General features: G+C 55.1%; 13 protein-coding genes. 10 read left to right on the top strand and 3 right to left on the bottom strand.

Translation table 11 applies throughout. The features are described from left to right. Positions 1-452 precede the first annotated feature (452 nt). Positions 453-2,087 (bottom strand): chaperonin GroEL, encoded by a 1,635-nt coding sequence (groL, locus tag FGL10_RS10145; RefSeq protein ID WP_003710680.1) that lies wholly within the window; start codon positions 2,085-2,087, stop codon positions 453-455. 92 nt (positions 2,088-2,179) lie between these two features. Beyond that, a complete protein-coding gene (locus tag FGL10_RS10140; RefSeq protein WP_002214868.1) occupies positions 2,180-2,470 on the bottom strand; it encodes a co-chaperone GroES in 291 nt (96 codons plus the stop codon). Between the two features lie 351 nt (positions 2,471-2,821). On the opposite strand from FGL10_RS10140, the gene fetA reads away from it, so the two are divergent. The 6 genes from fetA to FGL10_RS10110 all read left to right on the top strand — a co-directional run bounded on the left by fetA (position 2,822) and on the right by FGL10_RS10110 (position 9,706). After that, positions 2,822-4,984 (top strand): TonB-dependent siderophore receptor FetA/FrpB, encoded by a 2,163-nt coding sequence (gene fetA / locus FGL10_RS10135; protein WP_003710677.1) that lies wholly within the window; start codon positions 2,822-2,824, stop codon positions 4,982-4,984. A 151-nt stretch (positions 4,985-5,135) separates the two neighbouring features. Next, the gene (locus FGL10_RS10130; protein ID WP_003710675.1) at positions 5,136-6,101 is read left to right on the top strand and encodes a siderophore ABC transporter substrate-binding protein; all 966 of its coding nucleotides are present in this window, start codon (positions 5,136-5,138) and stop codon (positions 6,099-6,101) included. A 163-nt stretch (positions 6,102-6,264) separates the two neighbouring features. Continuing rightward, positions 6,265-7,233 (top strand): ABC transporter permease, encoded by a 969-nt coding sequence (locus tag FGL10_RS10125; RefSeq protein ID WP_003710674.1) that lies wholly within the window; start codon positions 6,265-6,267, stop codon positions 7,231-7,233. Then, complete coding sequence (locus tag FGL10_RS10120; RefSeq protein ID WP_003710672.1) at positions 7,223-8,197, top strand: iron chelate uptake ABC transporter family permease subunit; 975 nt, start codon at positions 7,223-7,225, stop codon at positions 8,195-8,197. The genes FGL10_RS10125 and FGL10_RS10120 overlap by 11 nt, the downstream gene beginning before the upstream one ends. A gap of 44 nt (positions 8,198-8,241) precedes the next feature. Next, on the top strand, positions 8,242-8,868 hold the full coding sequence (locus FGL10_RS10115; RefSeq protein ID WP_003710671.1) for an FmdE family protein: 627 nt from the start codon (positions 8,242-8,244) through the stop codon (positions 8,866-8,868). A gap of 79 nt (positions 8,869-8,947) precedes the next feature. Next, on the top strand, positions 8,948-9,706 hold the full coding sequence (locus tag FGL10_RS10110; RefSeq protein ID WP_003710669.1) for an iron ABC transporter ATP-binding protein: 759 nt from the start codon (positions 8,948-8,950) through the stop codon (positions 9,704-9,706). A gap of 55 nt (positions 9,707-9,761) precedes the next feature. Here FGL10_RS10110 and FGL10_RS10105 read toward each other — a convergent pair whose 3' ends face one another. Then, on the bottom strand, positions 9,762-10,100 hold the full coding sequence (locus FGL10_RS10105; RefSeq protein ID WP_002218119.1) for a P-II family nitrogen regulator: 339 nt from the start codon (positions 10,098-10,100) through the stop codon (positions 9,762-9,764). A gap of 94 nt (positions 10,101-10,194) precedes the next feature. Here FGL10_RS10105 and FGL10_RS10100 point away from each other — a divergent pair, with 94 nt between their 5' ends. The 4 genes from FGL10_RS10100 (at position 10,195) to mgtE (ending at position 17,054) form a co-directional block, all read left to right on the top strand. Beyond that, the gene (locus tag FGL10_RS10100; RefSeq protein ID WP_003710665.1) at positions 10,195-10,407 is read left to right on the top strand and encodes a hypothetical protein; all 213 of its coding nucleotides are present in this window, start codon (positions 10,195-10,197) and stop codon (positions 10,405-10,407) included. Positions 10,408-10,563: 156 nt separating this feature from the next. Further along, positions 10,564-14,520, top strand: coding sequence for a phosphoribosylformylglycinamidine synthase (gene purL / locus FGL10_RS10095; RefSeq protein WP_003710663.1), 3,957 nt, complete (start codon positions 10,564-10,566; stop codon positions 14,518-14,520). Between the two features lie 93 nt (positions 14,521-14,613). Then, complete coding sequence (gene gloB, locus FGL10_RS10090; RefSeq protein WP_003710662.1) at positions 14,614-15,366, top strand: hydroxyacylglutathione hydrolase; 753 nt, start codon at positions 14,614-14,616, stop codon at positions 15,364-15,366. Positions 15,367-15,599: 233 nt separating this feature from the next. After that, positions 15,600-17,054, top strand: a complete 1,455-nt coding sequence (gene mgtE / locus FGL10_RS10085; RefSeq protein WP_003710660.1) for a magnesium transporter — start codon at positions 15,600-15,602, stop codon at positions 17,052-17,054. The last annotated feature ends 66 nt before the right edge of the window (positions 17,055-17,120 follow it).

Here is a 17,120-nt window from a genome sequence, read left to right as displayed (position 1 = left end):
TTTCGCGGGAATGACGCGGAAAGGTTGCTTTTCGTCATTCCCGCGCAGGCGGGAATCCGGTCTGTTCGGTTTCGGTTTTTTCCGATAGATTCCTGCCGCGTTAGGGGTTCTAGATTCCCGCTTTCGCGGGAATGACGGCGGAAAGGTTGCTGTTTTTCCGATAAATTCCTGCCGCTCTTCGTTTTTGGGATGGCGGGAAATATAGTGGATTAACAAAAATCAGGACAAGGCGACGAAGCCGCAGACAGTACAAATAGTACGGAACCGATTCACTTGGTGCTTCAGCACCTTAGAGAATCGTTCTCTTTGAGCTAAGGCGAGGCAACGACGTACTGGTTTTTGTTAATCCACTATAATTTTAAAGTTTGCGCCTTAGCTGTACTTATTCGAAAAAAAAAACCGCACGGCGTTGACCGTGCGGCTTGTTGTCTGAAGGTTTCAGACGGCATTGCTTACATCATGCCGCCCATACCGCCCATGCCGCCCATATCGGGCATAGCCGGTTTGTCTTCAGGGATTTCGGCAATCATACAGTCGGTCGTCAGCATCAGGCCGGCGATAGACGCGGCGTGTTGCAGCGCGGAGCGGGTTACTTTGGCGGGGTCGAGTACGCCCATTTCGATCATATCGCCGTACTCGCCGCTGCCAGCGTTGTAACCGTAGTTGCCTTTGCCTTCCAACACTTTGTTCACAACCACGCTAGGTTCGCCGCCTGCGTTGGCAACGATTTGGCGCAGCGGAGACTCAACGGCGCGCAATACGATTTGTACGCCTGCGTCTTGGTCGGCATTGCCGGTGTGCAGGTTTTCCAAAGCGGCACGGGCGCGCAACAGGGCTACGCCGCCGCCTGCAACCACGCCTTCTTCAACGGCTGCGCGGGTAGCGTGCAGCGCGTCTTCCACGCGGTCTTTTTTCTCTTTCATTTCGACTTCGGTAGCAGCACCGACTTTGATGACTGCCACGCCGCCTGCCAGCTTGGCAACGCGCTCTTGCAGTTTTTCTTTGTCGTAATCGCTGGTTGCGGTTTCGATTTGTTGGCGGATTTCGGCAACACGCGCTTCGATTTGGGCTGCCTCGCCGAAGCCGTCGATGATGGTGGTGTTTTCTTTACCGATTTCGATGCGTTTGGCCTGACCCAAGTCTTCCAAAGTGGCTTTTTCCAAAGACAGGCCGACTTCTTCGGAAATCACTGTGCCGCCGGTCAGGATGGCGATGTCTTGCAGCATCGCTTTGCGGCGGTCGCCGAAGCCCGGGGCTTTAACGGCAACGGTTTTCAGAATGCCGCGGATGTTGTTCACCACCAAAGTCGCCAAGGCTTCGCCTTCTACGTCTTCAGCGATAATCAACAGCGGACGGCTGGCTTTTGCCACTTGTTCCAAAACAGGCAGCAAGTCGCGGATGTTGCTGATTTTCTTGTCGAACAGCAAAACAAACGGGCTGTCCAAAGCAGCGATTTGTTTTTCAGCGTCGTTGATGAAGTAAGGGGACAGGTAGCCGCGGTCGAACTGCATACCTTCAACCACGTCCAGCTCGTTTTCCAAAGATTTGCCGTCTTCAACGGTAATCACGCCTTCTTTGCCGACTTTTTCCATCGCTTCGGCGATAATCGCGCCGACTTGTTCGTCAGAGTTGGCGGAAATCGAGCCGACTTGGGCGATTTCTTTGGAAGTGTCGCAAGGTTTGGCGATGTTTTTCAGCTCGTCAACCAAAGCGGCGACGGCTTTGTCGATACCGCGTTTCAGGTCGGTCGGGTTCATACCGGCGGTCACGTATTTCATACCTTCGGCAACGATGGATTGCGCCAATACGGTGGCGGTAGTCGTACCGTCGCCCGCTACGTCGTTGGTTTTGGATGCGACTTCTTTCACCATTTGCGCGCCCATATTTTCAAACTTGTCTTTCAGTTCGATTTCTTTGGCGACGGTAACGCCGTCTTTGGTGATGTGCGGGCCGCCGAAAGCGCGGTCAACCACCACGTTGCGGCCTTTGGGGCCCAAGGTTACGCGCACGGCGTTTGCCAGAATGTTCACGCCGTTTACCATTTTTTGGCGGACTTCATTGCCGAACTGTACGTCTTTTGCTGCCATTTCAATTCTCCAAAAATCATTAAAACTGTCTGATAAAACCGTTTATGCCGTCTGAAGGCGGTTTGCCGTTTCAGACGGCATCGTGTCCGTATTTATTTTTCAACGATGCCGAAAATATCTTCTTCGCGCATTACCAACAGCTCTTCGCCGTCGGCTTTGACGGTTTGGCCGCTGTATTTGCCGAAGATGATTTTGTCGCCGACTTTGACATCCAGCGGACGGCGCGCGCCGTCTTTACCGATTTTGCCCGCGCCCACGGCGATGACTTCGCCCATATCGGGTTTTTCGGCGGCCGCGCCCGGCAAAACGATGCCAGAGGCGGTTTTTTCTTCAGCTTCCAAGCGTTTGACGACAACGCGGTCGTGTAAAGGACGGATGGTCATATTTATGCTCCGATAAATGGTTTGAAAACAATCATCTGCCCGAACGGTTCGGACAGATTGAAGTGGAAACCGGGCTGCCGCCTGCCGGCCCGCCCGTATAAGTCGGCAAAATTAGGGTGTGTGCGGGTAAATTCAAGTGAGGCGGAAAAAATTTATTTCCGCCGTTTTTACATTTCCGACAAAACCTGTCAACAAAAAACAACACTTCGCAAATAAAAACGATAATCAGCTTTGCAAAAATCCCCCCCCCCCTGTTAATATAAATAAAAATAATTATTAATTATTTTTCTTATCCTGCCAAATCTTAACGGTTTGGCTTAACTTCCCTCATATACTCAAAAGGACGACTGAATGAACGCCCCATTGTTCCGCCTCAGCCTGCTCTCGCTCACACTTGCGGCAGGCTTTGCCCACGCAGCAGACAACGCCAATGTCGCATTGGATACCATTACCGTAAAAGGCGACCGCCAAGGCAGCAAAATCCGTACCAACATCGTTACGCTTCAGCAAAAAGACGAAAGCACCGCAACCGATATGCGCGAACTCTTAAAAGAAGAGCCCTCCATCGATTTCGGCGGCGGTAACGGCACATCCCAACATATGACCTTGCGCGGTATGGGTCAGAACTCTGTCGACATCAAGGTGGACAACGCCTATTCCGACAGCCAAATCCTTTACCACCAAGGCAGATTTATTGTCGATCCCGCTTTGGTTAAAGTCGTTTCCGTACAAAAAGGCGCGGGTTCCGCCTCTGCCGGTATCGGCGCGACCAACGGCGCGATTATCGCCAAAACCGTCGATGCCCAAGACCTGCTCAAAGGCTTGGATAAAAACTGGGGCGTGCGCCTCAACAGCGGCTTTGCCAGCAACGAAGGCGTAAGCTACGGCGCAAGCGTATTCGGAAAAGAGGGCAACTTCGACGGCTTGTTCTCTTACAACCGCAACGATGAAAAAGATTACGAAGCAGGTAAAGGCTTCCGTAATAATTTCAACGGCGGCAAAACCGTACCGTACAGCGCGCTGGACAAACGCAGCTACCTCGCCAAAATCGGAACAAGCTTCGGCGACGGCGACCACCGCATCGTGTTGAGCCATATGAAAGACCAGCACCGGGGCATCCGTACCGTCCGTGAAGAATTTACCGTTGGCGGCGATAAAGAGCGAATAAGTATGGAACGCCAAGCCCCTGCTTACCGCGAAACCACACAATCCAACACCAACTTGGAATATACGGGCAAAAACCTGGGCTTTGTCGAAAAACTGAATGCCAACGCCTATGTGTTGGAAAAGAAACGCTATTCCGCCGATGACAGCGGCAGCGGTTACGCAGGCAATGTGGTCGGCCCCAACCATACCCAAATCACCACTCGGGGTATGAATTTCAACTTCGACAGCCGCCTTGCCGAACAAACCCTGCTGAAATACGGTATCAACTACCGCCATCAGGAAATCAAACCGCAAGCGTTTTTGAATTCGGAATTCTCCATCCCGATAAAAGAAAAGAAAAACGGTCAAGAAGTCGATAAACCGATGGAACAACAAAAGAAAGACCGTGCAGATGAAGCCATTGTCCATTCCTACCGCCTGACCAACCCAACCAAAACGGATACCGGCGCGTATATCGAAGCCATTCACGAAATTAACGGCTTTACCCTGACCGGCGGGTTGCGTTACGACCGCTTCAAGGTGAAAACCCACGACGGCAAAACCGTTTCAAGCAGCAGCCTTAACCCGAGTTTCGGTGTAATTTGGCAGCCGCACGAACACTGGAGCTTCAGCGCGAGCCACAACTACGCCAGCCGCAGCCCGCGCCTGTATGACGCGCTGCAAACCCACGGCAAACGCGGCATCATCTCGATTGCCGACGGTACGAAAGCCGAACGCGCGCGCAATACCGAAATCGGCTTTAACTACAACGACGGCACGTTTGCCGCAAACGGCAGCTACTTCTGGCAAACCATCAAAGACGCGCTTGCCAATCCGCAAAACCGCCACGACTCTGTCGCCGTCCGTGAAGCCGTCAATGCCGGCTACATCAAAAACCACGGTTACGAATTGGGCGCATCCTACCGCACCGGCGGCTTGACTGCCAAAGTCGGCGTAAGCCACAGCAAACCGCGCTTTTACGATACCCATCCTAAAAAACTGTTGAGCGCGAACCCCGAGTTTGGCGCACAAACTGGTCGCACTTGGACAGCTTCCCTTGCCTACCGCTTCCAAAATCCGAATCTGGAAATCGGCTGGCGTGGACGCTATGTTCAAAAAGCCGTGGGTTCGATATTGGTGGCAGGTCAAAAAGACCGCAGCGGCAAATTGGAAAACGTTGTACGCCAAGGTTTCGGTGTGAACGATGTCTTCGCCAACTGGAAACCGCTGGGCAAAGACACGCTCAATGTCAATCTTTCAGTTAACAACGTGTTTAACAAGTTCTACTATCCGCACAGCCAACGCTGGACCAATACCCTGCCGGGCGTGGGCCGTGATGTACGCTTGGGCGTGAACTACAAGTTCTAAAACGCACATCCCGAAAAAATGCCGTCTGAAAGCCTTTCAGGCGGCATCTGTTCTGATAATTTGATATAGGTTATCATTTATCCTTTCTAAAGCCGTTCCGGTTTGTCCGACCGGCGGCTTTGCCCCAATATCCCCATTTTGGAGACACCCTATGTTGCGTTTGACCGCATTAACCCTCTGCACCGTCCTCGCCTTGGGCGCGTGTTCGCCGCAAAATTCCGACTCTGCCCCACAAGCCAAAGAACAGGCAGTTTCCGCCGCACAATCCGAAAGCGCGTCCGTTACCGTCAAAACCGCGCGCGGCGATGCGAAAGTGCCGCAAAATCCGGAGCGTATCGCCGTTTACGATTTGGGTATGCTCGACACTTTAAATAAATTGGGCGTGAAAACAGGTTTGTCCGTCGACACAAACCGCCTGCCCTACTTGGACGAATATTTCAAATCCACGAAACCTGCCGGCACGCTGTTCGAGCCGGATTACGAAGCACTTAACGCTTACAAACCGCAGCTCATCATCATCGGCAGCCGCGCCGCCAAAGCGTTTGACAAATTGAACGAAATCGCGCCGACCATCGAAATGACCGCCGATACCGCCAACCTCAAAGAAAGTGCCAAAGAGCGTATCGATGCGCTGGCGCAAATCTTCGGCAAACAGGCGGAAGCCGACAAGCTGAAGGCGGAAATCGATGCTTCGTTTGAAGCGGCGAAAACTGCCGCGCAAGGCAAAGGCAAAGGTTTGGTGATTCTGGTCAACGGCGGCAAGATGTCCGCCTTCGGCTCGTCTTCACGACTGGGCGGCTGGCTGCACAAAGACATCGGCGTTCCCGCTGTCGATGAATCAATTAAAGAAGGCAGCCACGGCCAGCCCGTCAGCTTCGAATACTTGAAAGAGAAAAATCCCGACTGGCTGTTTGTCCTTGACCGCAGCGCGGCCATCGGCGAAGAGGGTCAGGCGGCGAAAGACGTGTTGAATAATCCGCTGGTTGCCGAAACAACCGCCTGGAAAAAAGGACAAGTCGTTTACCTCGTTCCTGAAACTTATTTGGCGGCCGGTGGCGCGCAAGAGCTGCTGAATGCAAGCAAACAGGTTACCGACGCTTTTAACGCCGCGAAATAATGAAACGGCGGCATTCGATGCCGTCTGAAACACGGATGCAAACCGCTTCCTGTGTTTCAGACGGCATTGCCCGATACGGAGGCTTCAAACAAGGCTTTCCGCTCCGACGGTTCGGACTGCCTTGTTTGAATCTTCTACGCCTTAACGCTTTTCCCTTCTGTTTATGACTGCCAAACCTTTTTCCCTCAACCTGACCAACCTCCTGCTGCTGGCGGTGTTGTTTGCCGTCAGCCTGTCGGTCGGCGTTGCCGATTTCCGCTGGTCGGATGTGTTTTCGCTGTCCGACAGCCAGCAGGTTATGTTCATCAGCCGCCTGCCGCGCACGTTTGCGATTGTGCTGACGGGCGCGTCGATGGCGGTGGCGGGGATGATTATGCAGATTTTGATGCGCAACCGTTTTGTCGAGCCTTCTATGGCGGGCGCGGGTCAGAGTGCGGCTTTGGGTTTGCTTCTGATGTCCCTGCTGCTGCCTGCCGCACCGCTGCCGGTCAAAATGTTGGTTGCCGCCGTTGCCGCGCTAATCGGAATGCTGGTGTTTATGCTGCTTATCCGCCGCCTGCCGCCGACGGCGCAACTGATGGTGCCGCTGGTGGGGATTATTTTCGGCGGCGTGATTGAGGCGGTGGCGACGTTTGTCGCGTATGAGTTTGAGATGCTGCAAATGTTGGGCGTGTGGCAGCAGGGCGATTTTTCGAGCGTGCTGCTGGGGCGGTACGAGCTGCTTTGGATTACGGGCGGTTTGGCGGTGTTTGCCTATCTGATTGCCGACCGGCTGACGATTTTGGGGCTGGGCGAGACGGTGAGCGTGAATTTGGGTTTGAACCGGACGGCGGTGTTGTGGTCGGGTTTGATTATTGTGGCTTTGATTACGTCGCTGGTTATCGTTACGGTCGGCAATATTCCGTTTGTCGGGCTGGTCGTGCCGAACATCATCAGCCGCCTGATAGGCGACAGGCTGCGCCAAAGCCTGCCTGCGGTGGCCTTGCTGGGCGCGTCTTTGGTGTTGCTGTGCGATATTTTGGGACGCGTGATTGTGTTTCCGTTTGAAATTCCGGTATCGACCGTCTTCGGCGTATTGGGTACGGCGTTGTTTTTATGGCTTTTGTTAAGGAAACCCGCCTATGCCGTCTGAAAACAAAATTGAATTTATGCAGGGTTCGCCGCGCCCGTTATGGGCGGCATTCGCACTTTTACTGATCTGCTGCGGACTGTTTTTAACGCTCAATGTCAAAGGCGATTGGGATTTTGTACTGCAACTGCGGCTGACCAAACTTGCCGCGCTGCTGATGGTCGCCTATGCGGTCGGCGTGTCCACGCAACTCTTCCAAACGCTGACCAACAATCCGATTCTCACACCCTCGATTTTGGGTTTCGATTCGCTGTATGTGTTTTTGCAGACCTTGCTGGTGTTTACGCTCGGCGGCGTGGGCTATGCTTCCCTGCCGTTGACGGGCAAATTCGGCTTTGAACTGGTCGTTATGATGGGCGGCTCGCTGCTGTTGTTCTACACGCTCATCCGTCAGGGCGGGCGCGATTTGCCGCGTATGATTTTAATCGGCGTGATTTTCGGGATTTTGTTCCGCAGCCTGTCGTCGCTGCTTTCGCGCATGATAGACCCCGAAGAATTTACCGCGGCTCAGGCGAATATGTTTGCCGGATTCAATACCGTCCACAGCGAGCTTTTGGGCATAGGCGCGCTGATCCTGCTCGTCAGCGCGGCGGTCGTTTGGCGCGAACGCTACCGCTTGGACGTACACCTTTTAGGGCGCGACCAAGCCGTCAATTTGGGCATCAGCTACACGCGCAACACCTTATGGATACTGCTTTGGATTGCCGCATTGGTGGCGACGGCGACCGCCGTAGTCGGCCCGGTAAGCTTTTTCGGGCTTCTCGCCGCCTCGCTTGCCAACCACTTTTCCCCGTCCGTGCGCCATTCCGTCCGCCTGCCGATGACGGTTTGTGTCGGCGGCATCCTCTTGGTCGGCGGACAAACCGTATTCGAACACTTCTTGGGCATGAAGGCGGTATTAAGCGTGGTGGTCGAATTTGCGGGCGGACTCGTTTTCCTCTATCTCGTTTTAAAACACAAAAAATGACGGATGCCGTCTGAACGGCAGCCCGACTCGAAAGGACAAACCATATGACGCAAGAACGTTTCCCATCATTCTTCAACCAAGCCCCGACCATCACCGTCAGAGACCCGCTTGCCGACTTCCTCGGCGCGGCCGAAAACGGCATCCTCACTTACCGCTACGCCGATGCCGTGCGCCTGTGCGGACATTCCTGCCCGACCGTCGCGGGCGCGTACCTGATGGTTATCAAAGGTCTGAAAGCCCTTTACGGCGAAGAGCTGCCCGAACGCGGCGGCATCGAAGCCGCCATGCAGGGCGCGCGCGACGAAGGCACGGTCGGCGTAACCGCGTCCGTCGTCCAACTCCTTACCGGCGCAGCCCCCGAAACCGGCTTCGGAGGCATCGGAATGCAGGGACGCTTCGCCCGCCGTAACCTCTTATCCTTTGGTGCAGGCGAAATCAACGGCACACTGACCCTGCGCCGCAAAGACAACGGCAAAACCGTCGCCGTCAACCTCAACGCCGCCCTGCAACCCTTTGCACCCGAAATGCGCGAACTTATGCCCAAAGCCGTCGGCGGCAGCGCAAGCGCAGAAGAACTCGAACGCTTCGGACAACTCTGGCAGGCACGCGTCCGTGCCTTCCTGATTGACCAAGCCGACAACCCCGAATTTGTTACCGTCAGCGAAATCTAACCATACAGGAATAAAATTCAGACGGCCTCATCATTTAAAGGCCGTCTGAAAATCCAATTCCCCATATTCGAATCCGCCTATGATTACCATCCGCAACGTCAGCTACCGCATCGGCACTCGCCCCATTCTGGACAACATCAGCCTCGACATTCCCGAAGGCGGCATTACCGCACTGATCGGCCCCAACGGCGCAGGCAAGTCCACCCTCCTCTCCTTTATGGCGCGGCTTCAGCCTCTGGCACACGGCAACATCAGCTACGCAGGCAAAGACATCAAAACCACCCCCACCGCCGAACTCGCCCGCACGCTCTCCATCCTTACCCAAGAAAACAGCATCATGAGCCGCATTACCGTGCGCGACCTGCTGATGTTCGGCCGCTATCCCTACCACCAAGGCAGGCCGTCTGAAAACGACAAAACCATCGTCGAAGAAGCACTTGCCGAGTTCCACCTGCAAGACTTCGCCGACCGCTACCTGACCGAGCTTTCCGGCGGCCAACGCCAACGCGCCATGATTGCGATGGTGTTCTGCCAGCGCACCGACTACGTTTTGCTGGATGAACCGCTGAACAACCTCGATATGTATCACGCCCGCTCCCTCATGCAGATCCTGCGCCGGCTGACCGACGAACACAAACGCACCACCGTCGCCGTATTGCACGACATCAACCAAGCCGCAGCCTACGCCGACCACGTCGTCGCCATGAAAAACGGCAAAGTCGCCCTGACCGGCACACCCGAAGAAGTATTCACCGCACACAACATCAAAGAACTGTTCGACATGGACGTGGACGTACTCGACTACGAAGGCAAAAAACTCATCGTCCACCACATCTGAACCCGAAAAAAATGCCGTCTGAAAGCCTTTCAGACGGCATTTCCATTCCAAACGCTCAAACCGCCGCGTCCGAACGTTCGCCCGTGCGGATACGGATTGCCTCCTCGACCGGCAGCACAAAAATCTTGCCGTCGCCGATTTTGCCCGAACGCGCCACCTCGACAATCACGTCAATCGCGCGTTCCACAGCGTCATCCGCCAACACCAGCTCGATTTTGACCTTGGGCAGGAAATCGACGGCGTATTCCGCACCGCGATAGATTTCCGTATGCCCCTTCTGCCTGCCGAACCCTTTGACCTCGCTGACGGTCATCCCCGTAATGCCGATTTCCGTCAACGCCTCGCGCACGTCGTCGAGTTTGAACGGTTTGACAATCGCCTCGATTTTTTTCATCACATTCTCCATTAATTAACGTAAACAAACGACAAATATAGCAGAAACCGCCGGCAAACGATAAACGGTACTGTTCGCCCGGCGATGCGGCGATTTGCCGGAAACCGTCATTCCCGCGCAGGCGGGAATCCCGATCTCTGCATTTCAGCAATATTTAAAGGTTTCTGTAAATCCAAACTTCCATATTCCTAACCGTGCGGAAACGACGGCATTTGATCTAAAAACATACGGAAGCAGTTGCCCGCCCCTCTACTTCCTGCAATTATCCGCATACCCGGCTTTGGGTAAAAATCAGAAAAACAGATAAAACCCTTATTCCTTAATATCTTCAGACGGCACCTGTATTTTCCCCAACTGTATGCCGTCTGAAGATTGTCAACATTTTAAGCCAAAATATCCAAGCAATACAAACCTGTCCGGCGTATAATCCCTCTTTTTCCCAACCGCATTTGTGAGCCGAATTATGTCTGTCGTTTTGCCCTTGCGCGGCGTTACCGCCCTTTCCGATTTCCGTGTTGAAAAACTCTTGCAAAAAGCCGCCGCACTCGGTCTGCCCGAAGTGAAACTGAAAAGCGAATTTTGGTATTTCGTCGGCAGCGAGAAAGCACTTGATGCCGCGACTGTCGAAAAACTGCAAGCCTTGTTGGCGGCGCAAAGCGTTGAACAAACGCCAAAAGCGCGCGAAGGCTTGCATTTGTTTTTGGTCACGCCCCGTTTGGGTACGATTTCGCCGTGGGCTTCCAAGGCGACCAATATCGCGGAAAACTGCGGTTTGGCAGGCATCGAACGCATCGAGCGCGGTATGGCGGTGTGGCTGGAAGGTGCGCTTACCGATGAACAGAAACAGCAATGGGCGGCTTTGCTGCACGACCGCATGACTGAATCCGTGCTGCCCGATTTTCAGACGGCATCCAAATTATTCCACCATCTCGAATCCGAAACCTTTTCCACCGTCGATGTTTTGGGCGGCGGTAAAGAGGCTTTGGTCAAAGCCAATACCGAAACGGGTTTGGCACTTTCCGCCGACGAAATCGATTATCTGGTTGAAAACTATCAGGCTTTGCAGCGCAATCCGTCCGATGTTGAATTGATGATGTTCGCGCAGGCAAACAGCGAACACTGCCGCCACAAAATCTTCAACGCCGATTTCATCCTCAACGGCGAAAAACAGCCCAAATCCCTCTTCGGTATGATACGCGACACGCACAACGCGCATCCCGAAGGCACGGTCGTCGCTTATAAAGACAATTCGTCCGTAATCGAAGGCGCAAAAATCGAGCGTTTCTATCCGGATGCGGCGGAAAACCAAGGCTACCGTTTCCACGAAGAAGACACGCATATCATCATGAAAGTGGAAACGCACAACCATCCGACCGCCATCGCGCCGTTTGCAGGCGCGGCAACGGGTGCGGGCGGCGAAATCCGCGACGAAGGCGCAACGGGCAAAGGTTCGCGCCCGAAAGCAGGCCTGACCGGCTTTACCGTGTCCAACCTCAACATCCCCGGCCTCAAACAGCCGTGGGAACAAGATTACGGCAAGCCGGAACATATTTCCTCGCCGCTGGACATTATGATTGAAGGCCCCATCGGCGGCGCGGCGTTCAACAACGAATTCGGCCGCCCCAACCTCTTGGGCTACTTCCGCACTTTTGAAGAGAAGTTTGACGGTCAGGTTCGCGGCTACCACAAACCGATTATGATTGCCGGCGGCCTGGGCAGCATTCAGGCGCAGCAAACACATAAAGACGAAATCCCCGAAGGCGCATTGCTGATCCAACTGGGCGGCCCGGGCATGCTTATCGGCTTGGGCGGCGGTGCGGCTTCTTCGATGAATACCGGTACAAATGACGCGTTTTTGGACTTCAACTCCGTGCAACGCGGCAACCCCGAAATCGAACGCCGCGCGCAGGAAGTCATCGACCGCTGCTGGCAGCTCGGCGACAAAAACCCGATTATCTCCATCCACGACGTCGGCGCGGGCGGTCTGTCCAACGCCTTCCCCGAACTGGTCAACGATGCCGGACGCGGCGCGGTATTCGAGCTGCGCGAAGTGCCGCTGGAAGAACACGGTTTAACGCCTTTGCAAATCTGGTGCAACGAATCGCAAGAGCGTTATGTCTTGTCGATTTTGGAAAAAGATTTGGATGCCTTCCGCGCCATCTGCGAACGCGAACGCTGCCCGTTTGCCGTAGTCGGCACGGCGACCGGCGACGGCCATTTGAAAGTACGCGACGATTTATTCTCCAACAACCCCGTCGATTTGCCGCTGAACGTCTTGCTCGGCAAACCGCCCAAAACCACGCGTACCGACAAAACGGTTGCGCCGTCCAAAAAAACGTTTAACGCGGGCGATATCGACATTACCGAAGCCGCCTACCGCGTTTTGCGCCTGCCTGCCGTAGCCGCCAAAAACTTCCTGATTACTATCGGCGACCGCAGCGTCGGCGGTTTGACGCACCGCGATCAAATGGTCGGCAAATACCAAACCCCGGTAGCCGACTGCGCCGTGACTATGATGGGCTTCAACACCTATCGCGGCGAAGCGATGTCTATGGGTGAAAAACCGGCCGTCGCCCTGTTTGACGCGCCTGCCTCGGGCAGAATGTGCGTCGGCGAAGCCATTACCAATATCGCGGCGGTCAATATCGGCGACATCGGCAACATCAAACTTTCCGCCAACTGGATGGCGGCGTGCGGCAACGAGGGCGAAGACGAAAAACTCTACCGTACCGTCGAAGCGGTTTCTAAAGCCTGTCAGGCATTGGATTTGAGCATCCCCGTGGGCAAAGACAGCCTGTCGATGAAAACCGTTTGGCAGGACGGCGAAGAGAAAAAATCCGTCGTTTCGCCTTTAAGCCTGATTATCTCCGCGTTCGCGCCGGTTCAAGACGTACGCAAAACCGTTACGCCCGAATTGAAAAACGTCGAAGACAGCGTATTGCTGTTTGTCGATTTGGGCTTCGGCAAAGCGCGTATGGGCGGCTCGGCATTCGGTCAGGTGTATAACAATATGACCGGCGATGCGCCTGATTTGGACGATACGGGCCGTCTGAAAGCGTTTTACAACGTGATTCAGCAGCTTGTCGCCGAAGACAAACTCTTGGCGTATCACGACCGCAGCGACGGCGGCTTGTTTGCGACGCTGGCGGAAATGGCGTTTGCGGGGCGGGGCGGTATCAGTGCCGATATAGATTGCCTGATGGATAAATTCCTACCGATTCATTATCCGGATTTCCAAGGCGACCCGGCCGAAGACTTATCTGACGAACTTTATAATCATGCCGCCATTAAAATCTTATTCAATGAAGAATTAGGTGCGGTTATCCAAATCCGCCAACAAGATAGGGATTACGTTGATGCGGCATTTGAAGCGGCCGGCTTAACCGGTGCGGTCAGCCGGATTGGCTCTCCTGATTTTGACAATGAATCTATTTCTTTCTTTGGTTACGGTTATTTCCTAGAACAAAACCGTGCCGACCTGCAACGCGCTTGGCAGGAAACCAGCCACGCCATCCAACGCCTGCGCGACAACCCCGCCTGCGCCGACAGCGAGTTCGCCCTGATTGGCGACAACGGACGCAGCGCATTGTTTGCCGACCTGAAATTCGACGTGAACGAAGACATCGCCGCGCCGTTTATCAACAGCGGCGCGAAACCCAAAATCGCCATCCTGCGCGAACAGGGCGTGAACGGGCAAATCGAAATGGCGGCGGCGTTCACCCGCGCCGGATTCGATGCCTACGACGTGCATATGTCCGACCTGATGGCAGGCCGCGTCCGCCTTGCCGACTTCAAAATGCTGGCGGCGTGCGGCGGCTTCAGCTACGGCGACGTACTCGGCGCGGGCGAAGGCTGGGCGAAATCCATCCTGTTCCACCCCGCCTTACGCGACCAATTTGCCGCCTTCTTTGCCGATCCGGACACGCTGACATTGGGCGTGTGCAACGGCTGCCAAATGGTCAGCAACCTCGCCGAAATCATCCCCGGCACGGCAGGCTGGCCGAAGTTCAAACGCAACTTGAGCGAACAGTTTGAAGCGCGCCTGAGTATGGTTCATGTTCCAAAATCCGCATCGCTGATTCTGAACGAAATGCAAGGCTCCAGCCTGCCCGTCGTTGTCAGCCACGGCGAAGGCCGCGCCGACTTCGCGCTTCACGGCGGCAATATTTCCGCCGATTTGGGCATTGCGCTGCAATATGTAGACGGACAAAACCAGGTTACCCAAACCTACCCGCTCAACCCTAACGGCTCGCCGCAAGGTATTGCCGGTGTAACCAACGCCGACGGCCGCGTGACCATCATGATGCCGCATCCGGAACGCGTATACCGCGCCGCGCAAATGAGCTGGAAACCGGAAGACTGGACGGAATTGTCCGGCTGGTACCGCCTCTTCGCCGGCGCAAGAAAAGCTTTGGGCTAACCGCCCTACTCAAACCAATGCCGTCTGAAAAATATTTCAGACGGCATTCCCACATACCATCCTTTAAACGGCATCCGCCGCCGGGGAACACTCATGAAAATCACACCCGTCAAGGCTCTGACCGACAACTACATCTGGATGATACAGGAAGGCAACCGGGCCGTCTGCGTCGATCCTTCCGAACCTGCGCCCGTCTTGGAATTCCTCGTCCGCAACCGCCTTATGCTCGCCCAAACCTGGGTTACACACCCCCACCCCGACCACGAAGGCGGTGCTGCCGCATTATGGCGCGCCTATATGGAATCGCCCGTTTACGGCGAAACCGACATCGAAGCCGCCACCCACACCGTAACCGCCGGCACCCAATTCACCTTCGGCGACGTGCAGGTTACCGTTTGGGCAACCCCGGGCCATACCGGCCGCCATATCAGCTACCTCATGGAAACTTCAGACGGCATACACGTCTTTTGCGGCGACACCCTTTTTTCCGCCGGCTGCGGACGCGTGTTCACCGGCACAATCGAACAACTTTACGACAGCTTCCAACGGTTCAACCAATTACCCGAAGGCACCCTGTTTTATCCGGCGCACGAATACACCGCCGCCAACCTGCGTTTTGCCGCCCATATCGAGCCGGACAACGCCGACATTCAGACGGCATTGAAAGCGGCAGAGCATACGCCCACCCTGCCCGTTACTCTCGCCCACGAACGCCGCGTCAACCCGTTTTTGCGGACAGAAATCCCCGCCGTCCGCCAACGTGCCGAAGCCCTGGTCGGCAAAACGCTGAACAGCGGTTTGGAAGTATTCGCCGCCCTGCGCGGACTGAAAAACGCCTACCGCTGACCTGTCCTCCGAAAAATGCCGTCTGAAACCCGCGTTTCAGACGGCATTTGCGTTAAAAATAGTAAACTGTTTCAAAAGGGAGTAGAATAGTGCCGTTTCCAACCCTGCGCCTGTACCGTCAGGCTTTTATTATGGACCTTCCCAGTTCGTTTTTACTGAACGCCCCTTCCGATTCCAAACGACAATAACCATCCCGCCGGAATGCCTCCCCGCACACGGCGGGCGGAGCATTTATGAGCATCGAACCAACCCCTCCGAACCTTGAAAACGACGGTATCGAAAACGATGTAGAACGCGTTTCCGCCGATTTCGACCGTGTCCACTCCCTCTGCGAAATCCTCGAACCTGCTTTTGAACAAATCGAAAACGGTACACCGCTCGAAGACGCGCCGCTGCGCGACAAGCTGACCGAGCTGACCGTCCTCTTGAGCGAGCTGCACCCTGCCGACGTGGCGGCGGTATTGGAATCGCTGCCGCCGCGCGAACGCAATATCGTCTGGATTCTGGTCAAACCGGAAGACGATGGCGAAGTATTGCTGGAAGTGTCCGACGCGGTGCGCGAAACGCTGATCGAGTCGATGGACAAAGACGAATTGTTGGCGGCGGTCGATGATTTGGACGCAGACGAACTGGCGGAGCTGGCAGACGATTTGCCGCACCAAGTGGTTTATGAAGCCTTACAGACGCGCGATGAGGAAGAACGCGCCCAAGTCAAGGCGGCAATGTCCTACGAAGACAACCAAGTCGGTGCGATTATGGACTTCGAGTTGGTCAGCATCCGCGCCGATGTCGCCTGCGAAGTGGTGCTGCGTTATCTGCGCCGCTTCGAGCGTCTGCCCGACCATACCGACAAGATTTTCGTGGTCGATGAAAACGACGTGCTGCAAGGCGTACTGCCCATCCGCAAACTTTTGGTTGCCGACCCCGAAGACTTGGTGGAAAACGTGATGGCGAAAGATGTCGTGCGCTTCCGCGCCGAAGACGACGTGGAAGAAGCGGCGCAGGCATTTGAACGCTACGACTTGGTTACCGCGCCGGTGGTCGATGACGGCAAAAGGCTGATCGGCAGGATTACCGTTGACGAAATGGTGGACGTGATCCGCGAAGAGTCGGAAGCGGATATGCTGAATATGGCGGGTCTGCAGGAAGAAGAAGATTTGTTCGCACCCGTGTGGGACTCGGTGAAAAACCGCTGGACATGGCTTGCCGTCAACCTCTGTACGGCATTTGTCGCCAGCCGCGTCATCGGCGCGTTTGAAGGCAGTATCGAAAAAATCGTCGCACTCGCCGCGCTGATGCCCATCGTCGCCGGCATAGGCGGCAACTCGGGCAACCAAACCATCACCATGATTGTCCGCGCGATGGCGATGGGGCAGCTGACGGATACGCAGGCGGGGCGTTTGCTGAAAAAAGAAGTCGGTGTCGCCCTGGCCAACGGCATCATCTGGGGGACGGTGATGGGGGCGGTTTCGTGGCTGCTTTACGGCAGTCTCGGCATCGGGCTGGTGATGATTGCCGCGATGACGCTCAACCTGCTGCTGGCGGCAACGGTCGGCGTGCTGATTCCCGTCATTATGGAAAAGTTCGGACGCGATCCCGCACTGGGCAGTTCGGTACTGATTACCGCCGTTACCGATTCCGGCGGCTTCCTGATTTTCTTGGGTCTCGCCACCCTGTTCCTGCTTTGAATGCCGTCCGGACCCGCGCAAAAATGCCGTCTGAAGCGGAAGCTGCTTCAGACGGCATTTGACTAT

The sequence above is a fragment of the Neisseria lactamica genome (assembly GCF_901482445.1).
GTDB lineage: Bacteria > Pseudomonadota > Gammaproteobacteria > Burkholderiales > Neisseriaceae > Neisseria > Neisseria lactamica.
This window is presented reverse-complemented; position numbering and strand designations above follow the sequence as displayed.

What these genes read in the sequence shown, in the direction of transcription:
- groL (WP_003710680.1), bottom strand. Translation starts at nt 2,087, where the DNA reads ATGGCAGCAAAAGACGTACAGTTCGGCAATGAAGTCCGCCAAAAAATG.
- FGL10_RS10140 (WP_002214868.1), bottom strand. Translation starts at nt 2,470, where the DNA reads ATGACCATCCGTCCTTTACACGACCGCGTTGTCGTCAAACGCTTGGAA.
- fetA (WP_003710677.1), top strand. Translation starts at nt 2,822, where the DNA reads ATGAACGCCCCATTGTTCCGCCTCAGCCTGCTCTCGCTCACACTTGCG.
- FGL10_RS10130 (WP_003710675.1), top strand. Translation starts at nt 5,136, where the DNA reads ATGTTGCGTTTGACCGCATTAACCCTCTGCACCGTCCTCGCCTTGGGC.
- FGL10_RS10125 (WP_003710674.1), top strand. Translation starts at nt 6,265, where the DNA reads ATGACTGCCAAACCTTTTTCCCTCAACCTGACCAACCTCCTGCTGCTG.
- FGL10_RS10120 (WP_003710672.1), top strand. Translation starts at nt 7,223, where the DNA reads ATGCCGTCTGAAAACAAAATTGAATTTATGCAGGGTTCGCCGCGCCCG.
- FGL10_RS10115 (WP_003710671.1), top strand. Translation starts at nt 8,242, where the DNA reads ATGACGCAAGAACGTTTCCCATCATTCTTCAACCAAGCCCCGACCATC.
- FGL10_RS10110 (WP_003710669.1), top strand. Translation starts at nt 8,948, where the DNA reads ATGATTACCATCCGCAACGTCAGCTACCGCATCGGCACTCGCCCCATT.
- FGL10_RS10105 (WP_002218119.1), bottom strand. Translation starts at nt 10,100, where the DNA reads ATGAAAAAAATCGAGGCGATTGTCAAACCGTTCAAACTCGACGACGTG.
- purL (WP_003710663.1), top strand. Translation starts at nt 10,564, where the DNA reads ATGTCTGTCGTTTTGCCCTTGCGCGGCGTTACCGCCCTTTCCGATTTC.
- gloB (WP_003710662.1), top strand. Translation starts at nt 14,614, where the DNA reads ATGAAAATCACACCCGTCAAGGCTCTGACCGACAACTACATCTGGATG.
- mgtE (WP_003710660.1), top strand. Translation starts at nt 15,600, where the DNA reads ATGAGCATCGAACCAACCCCTCCGAACCTTGAAAACGACGGTATCGAA.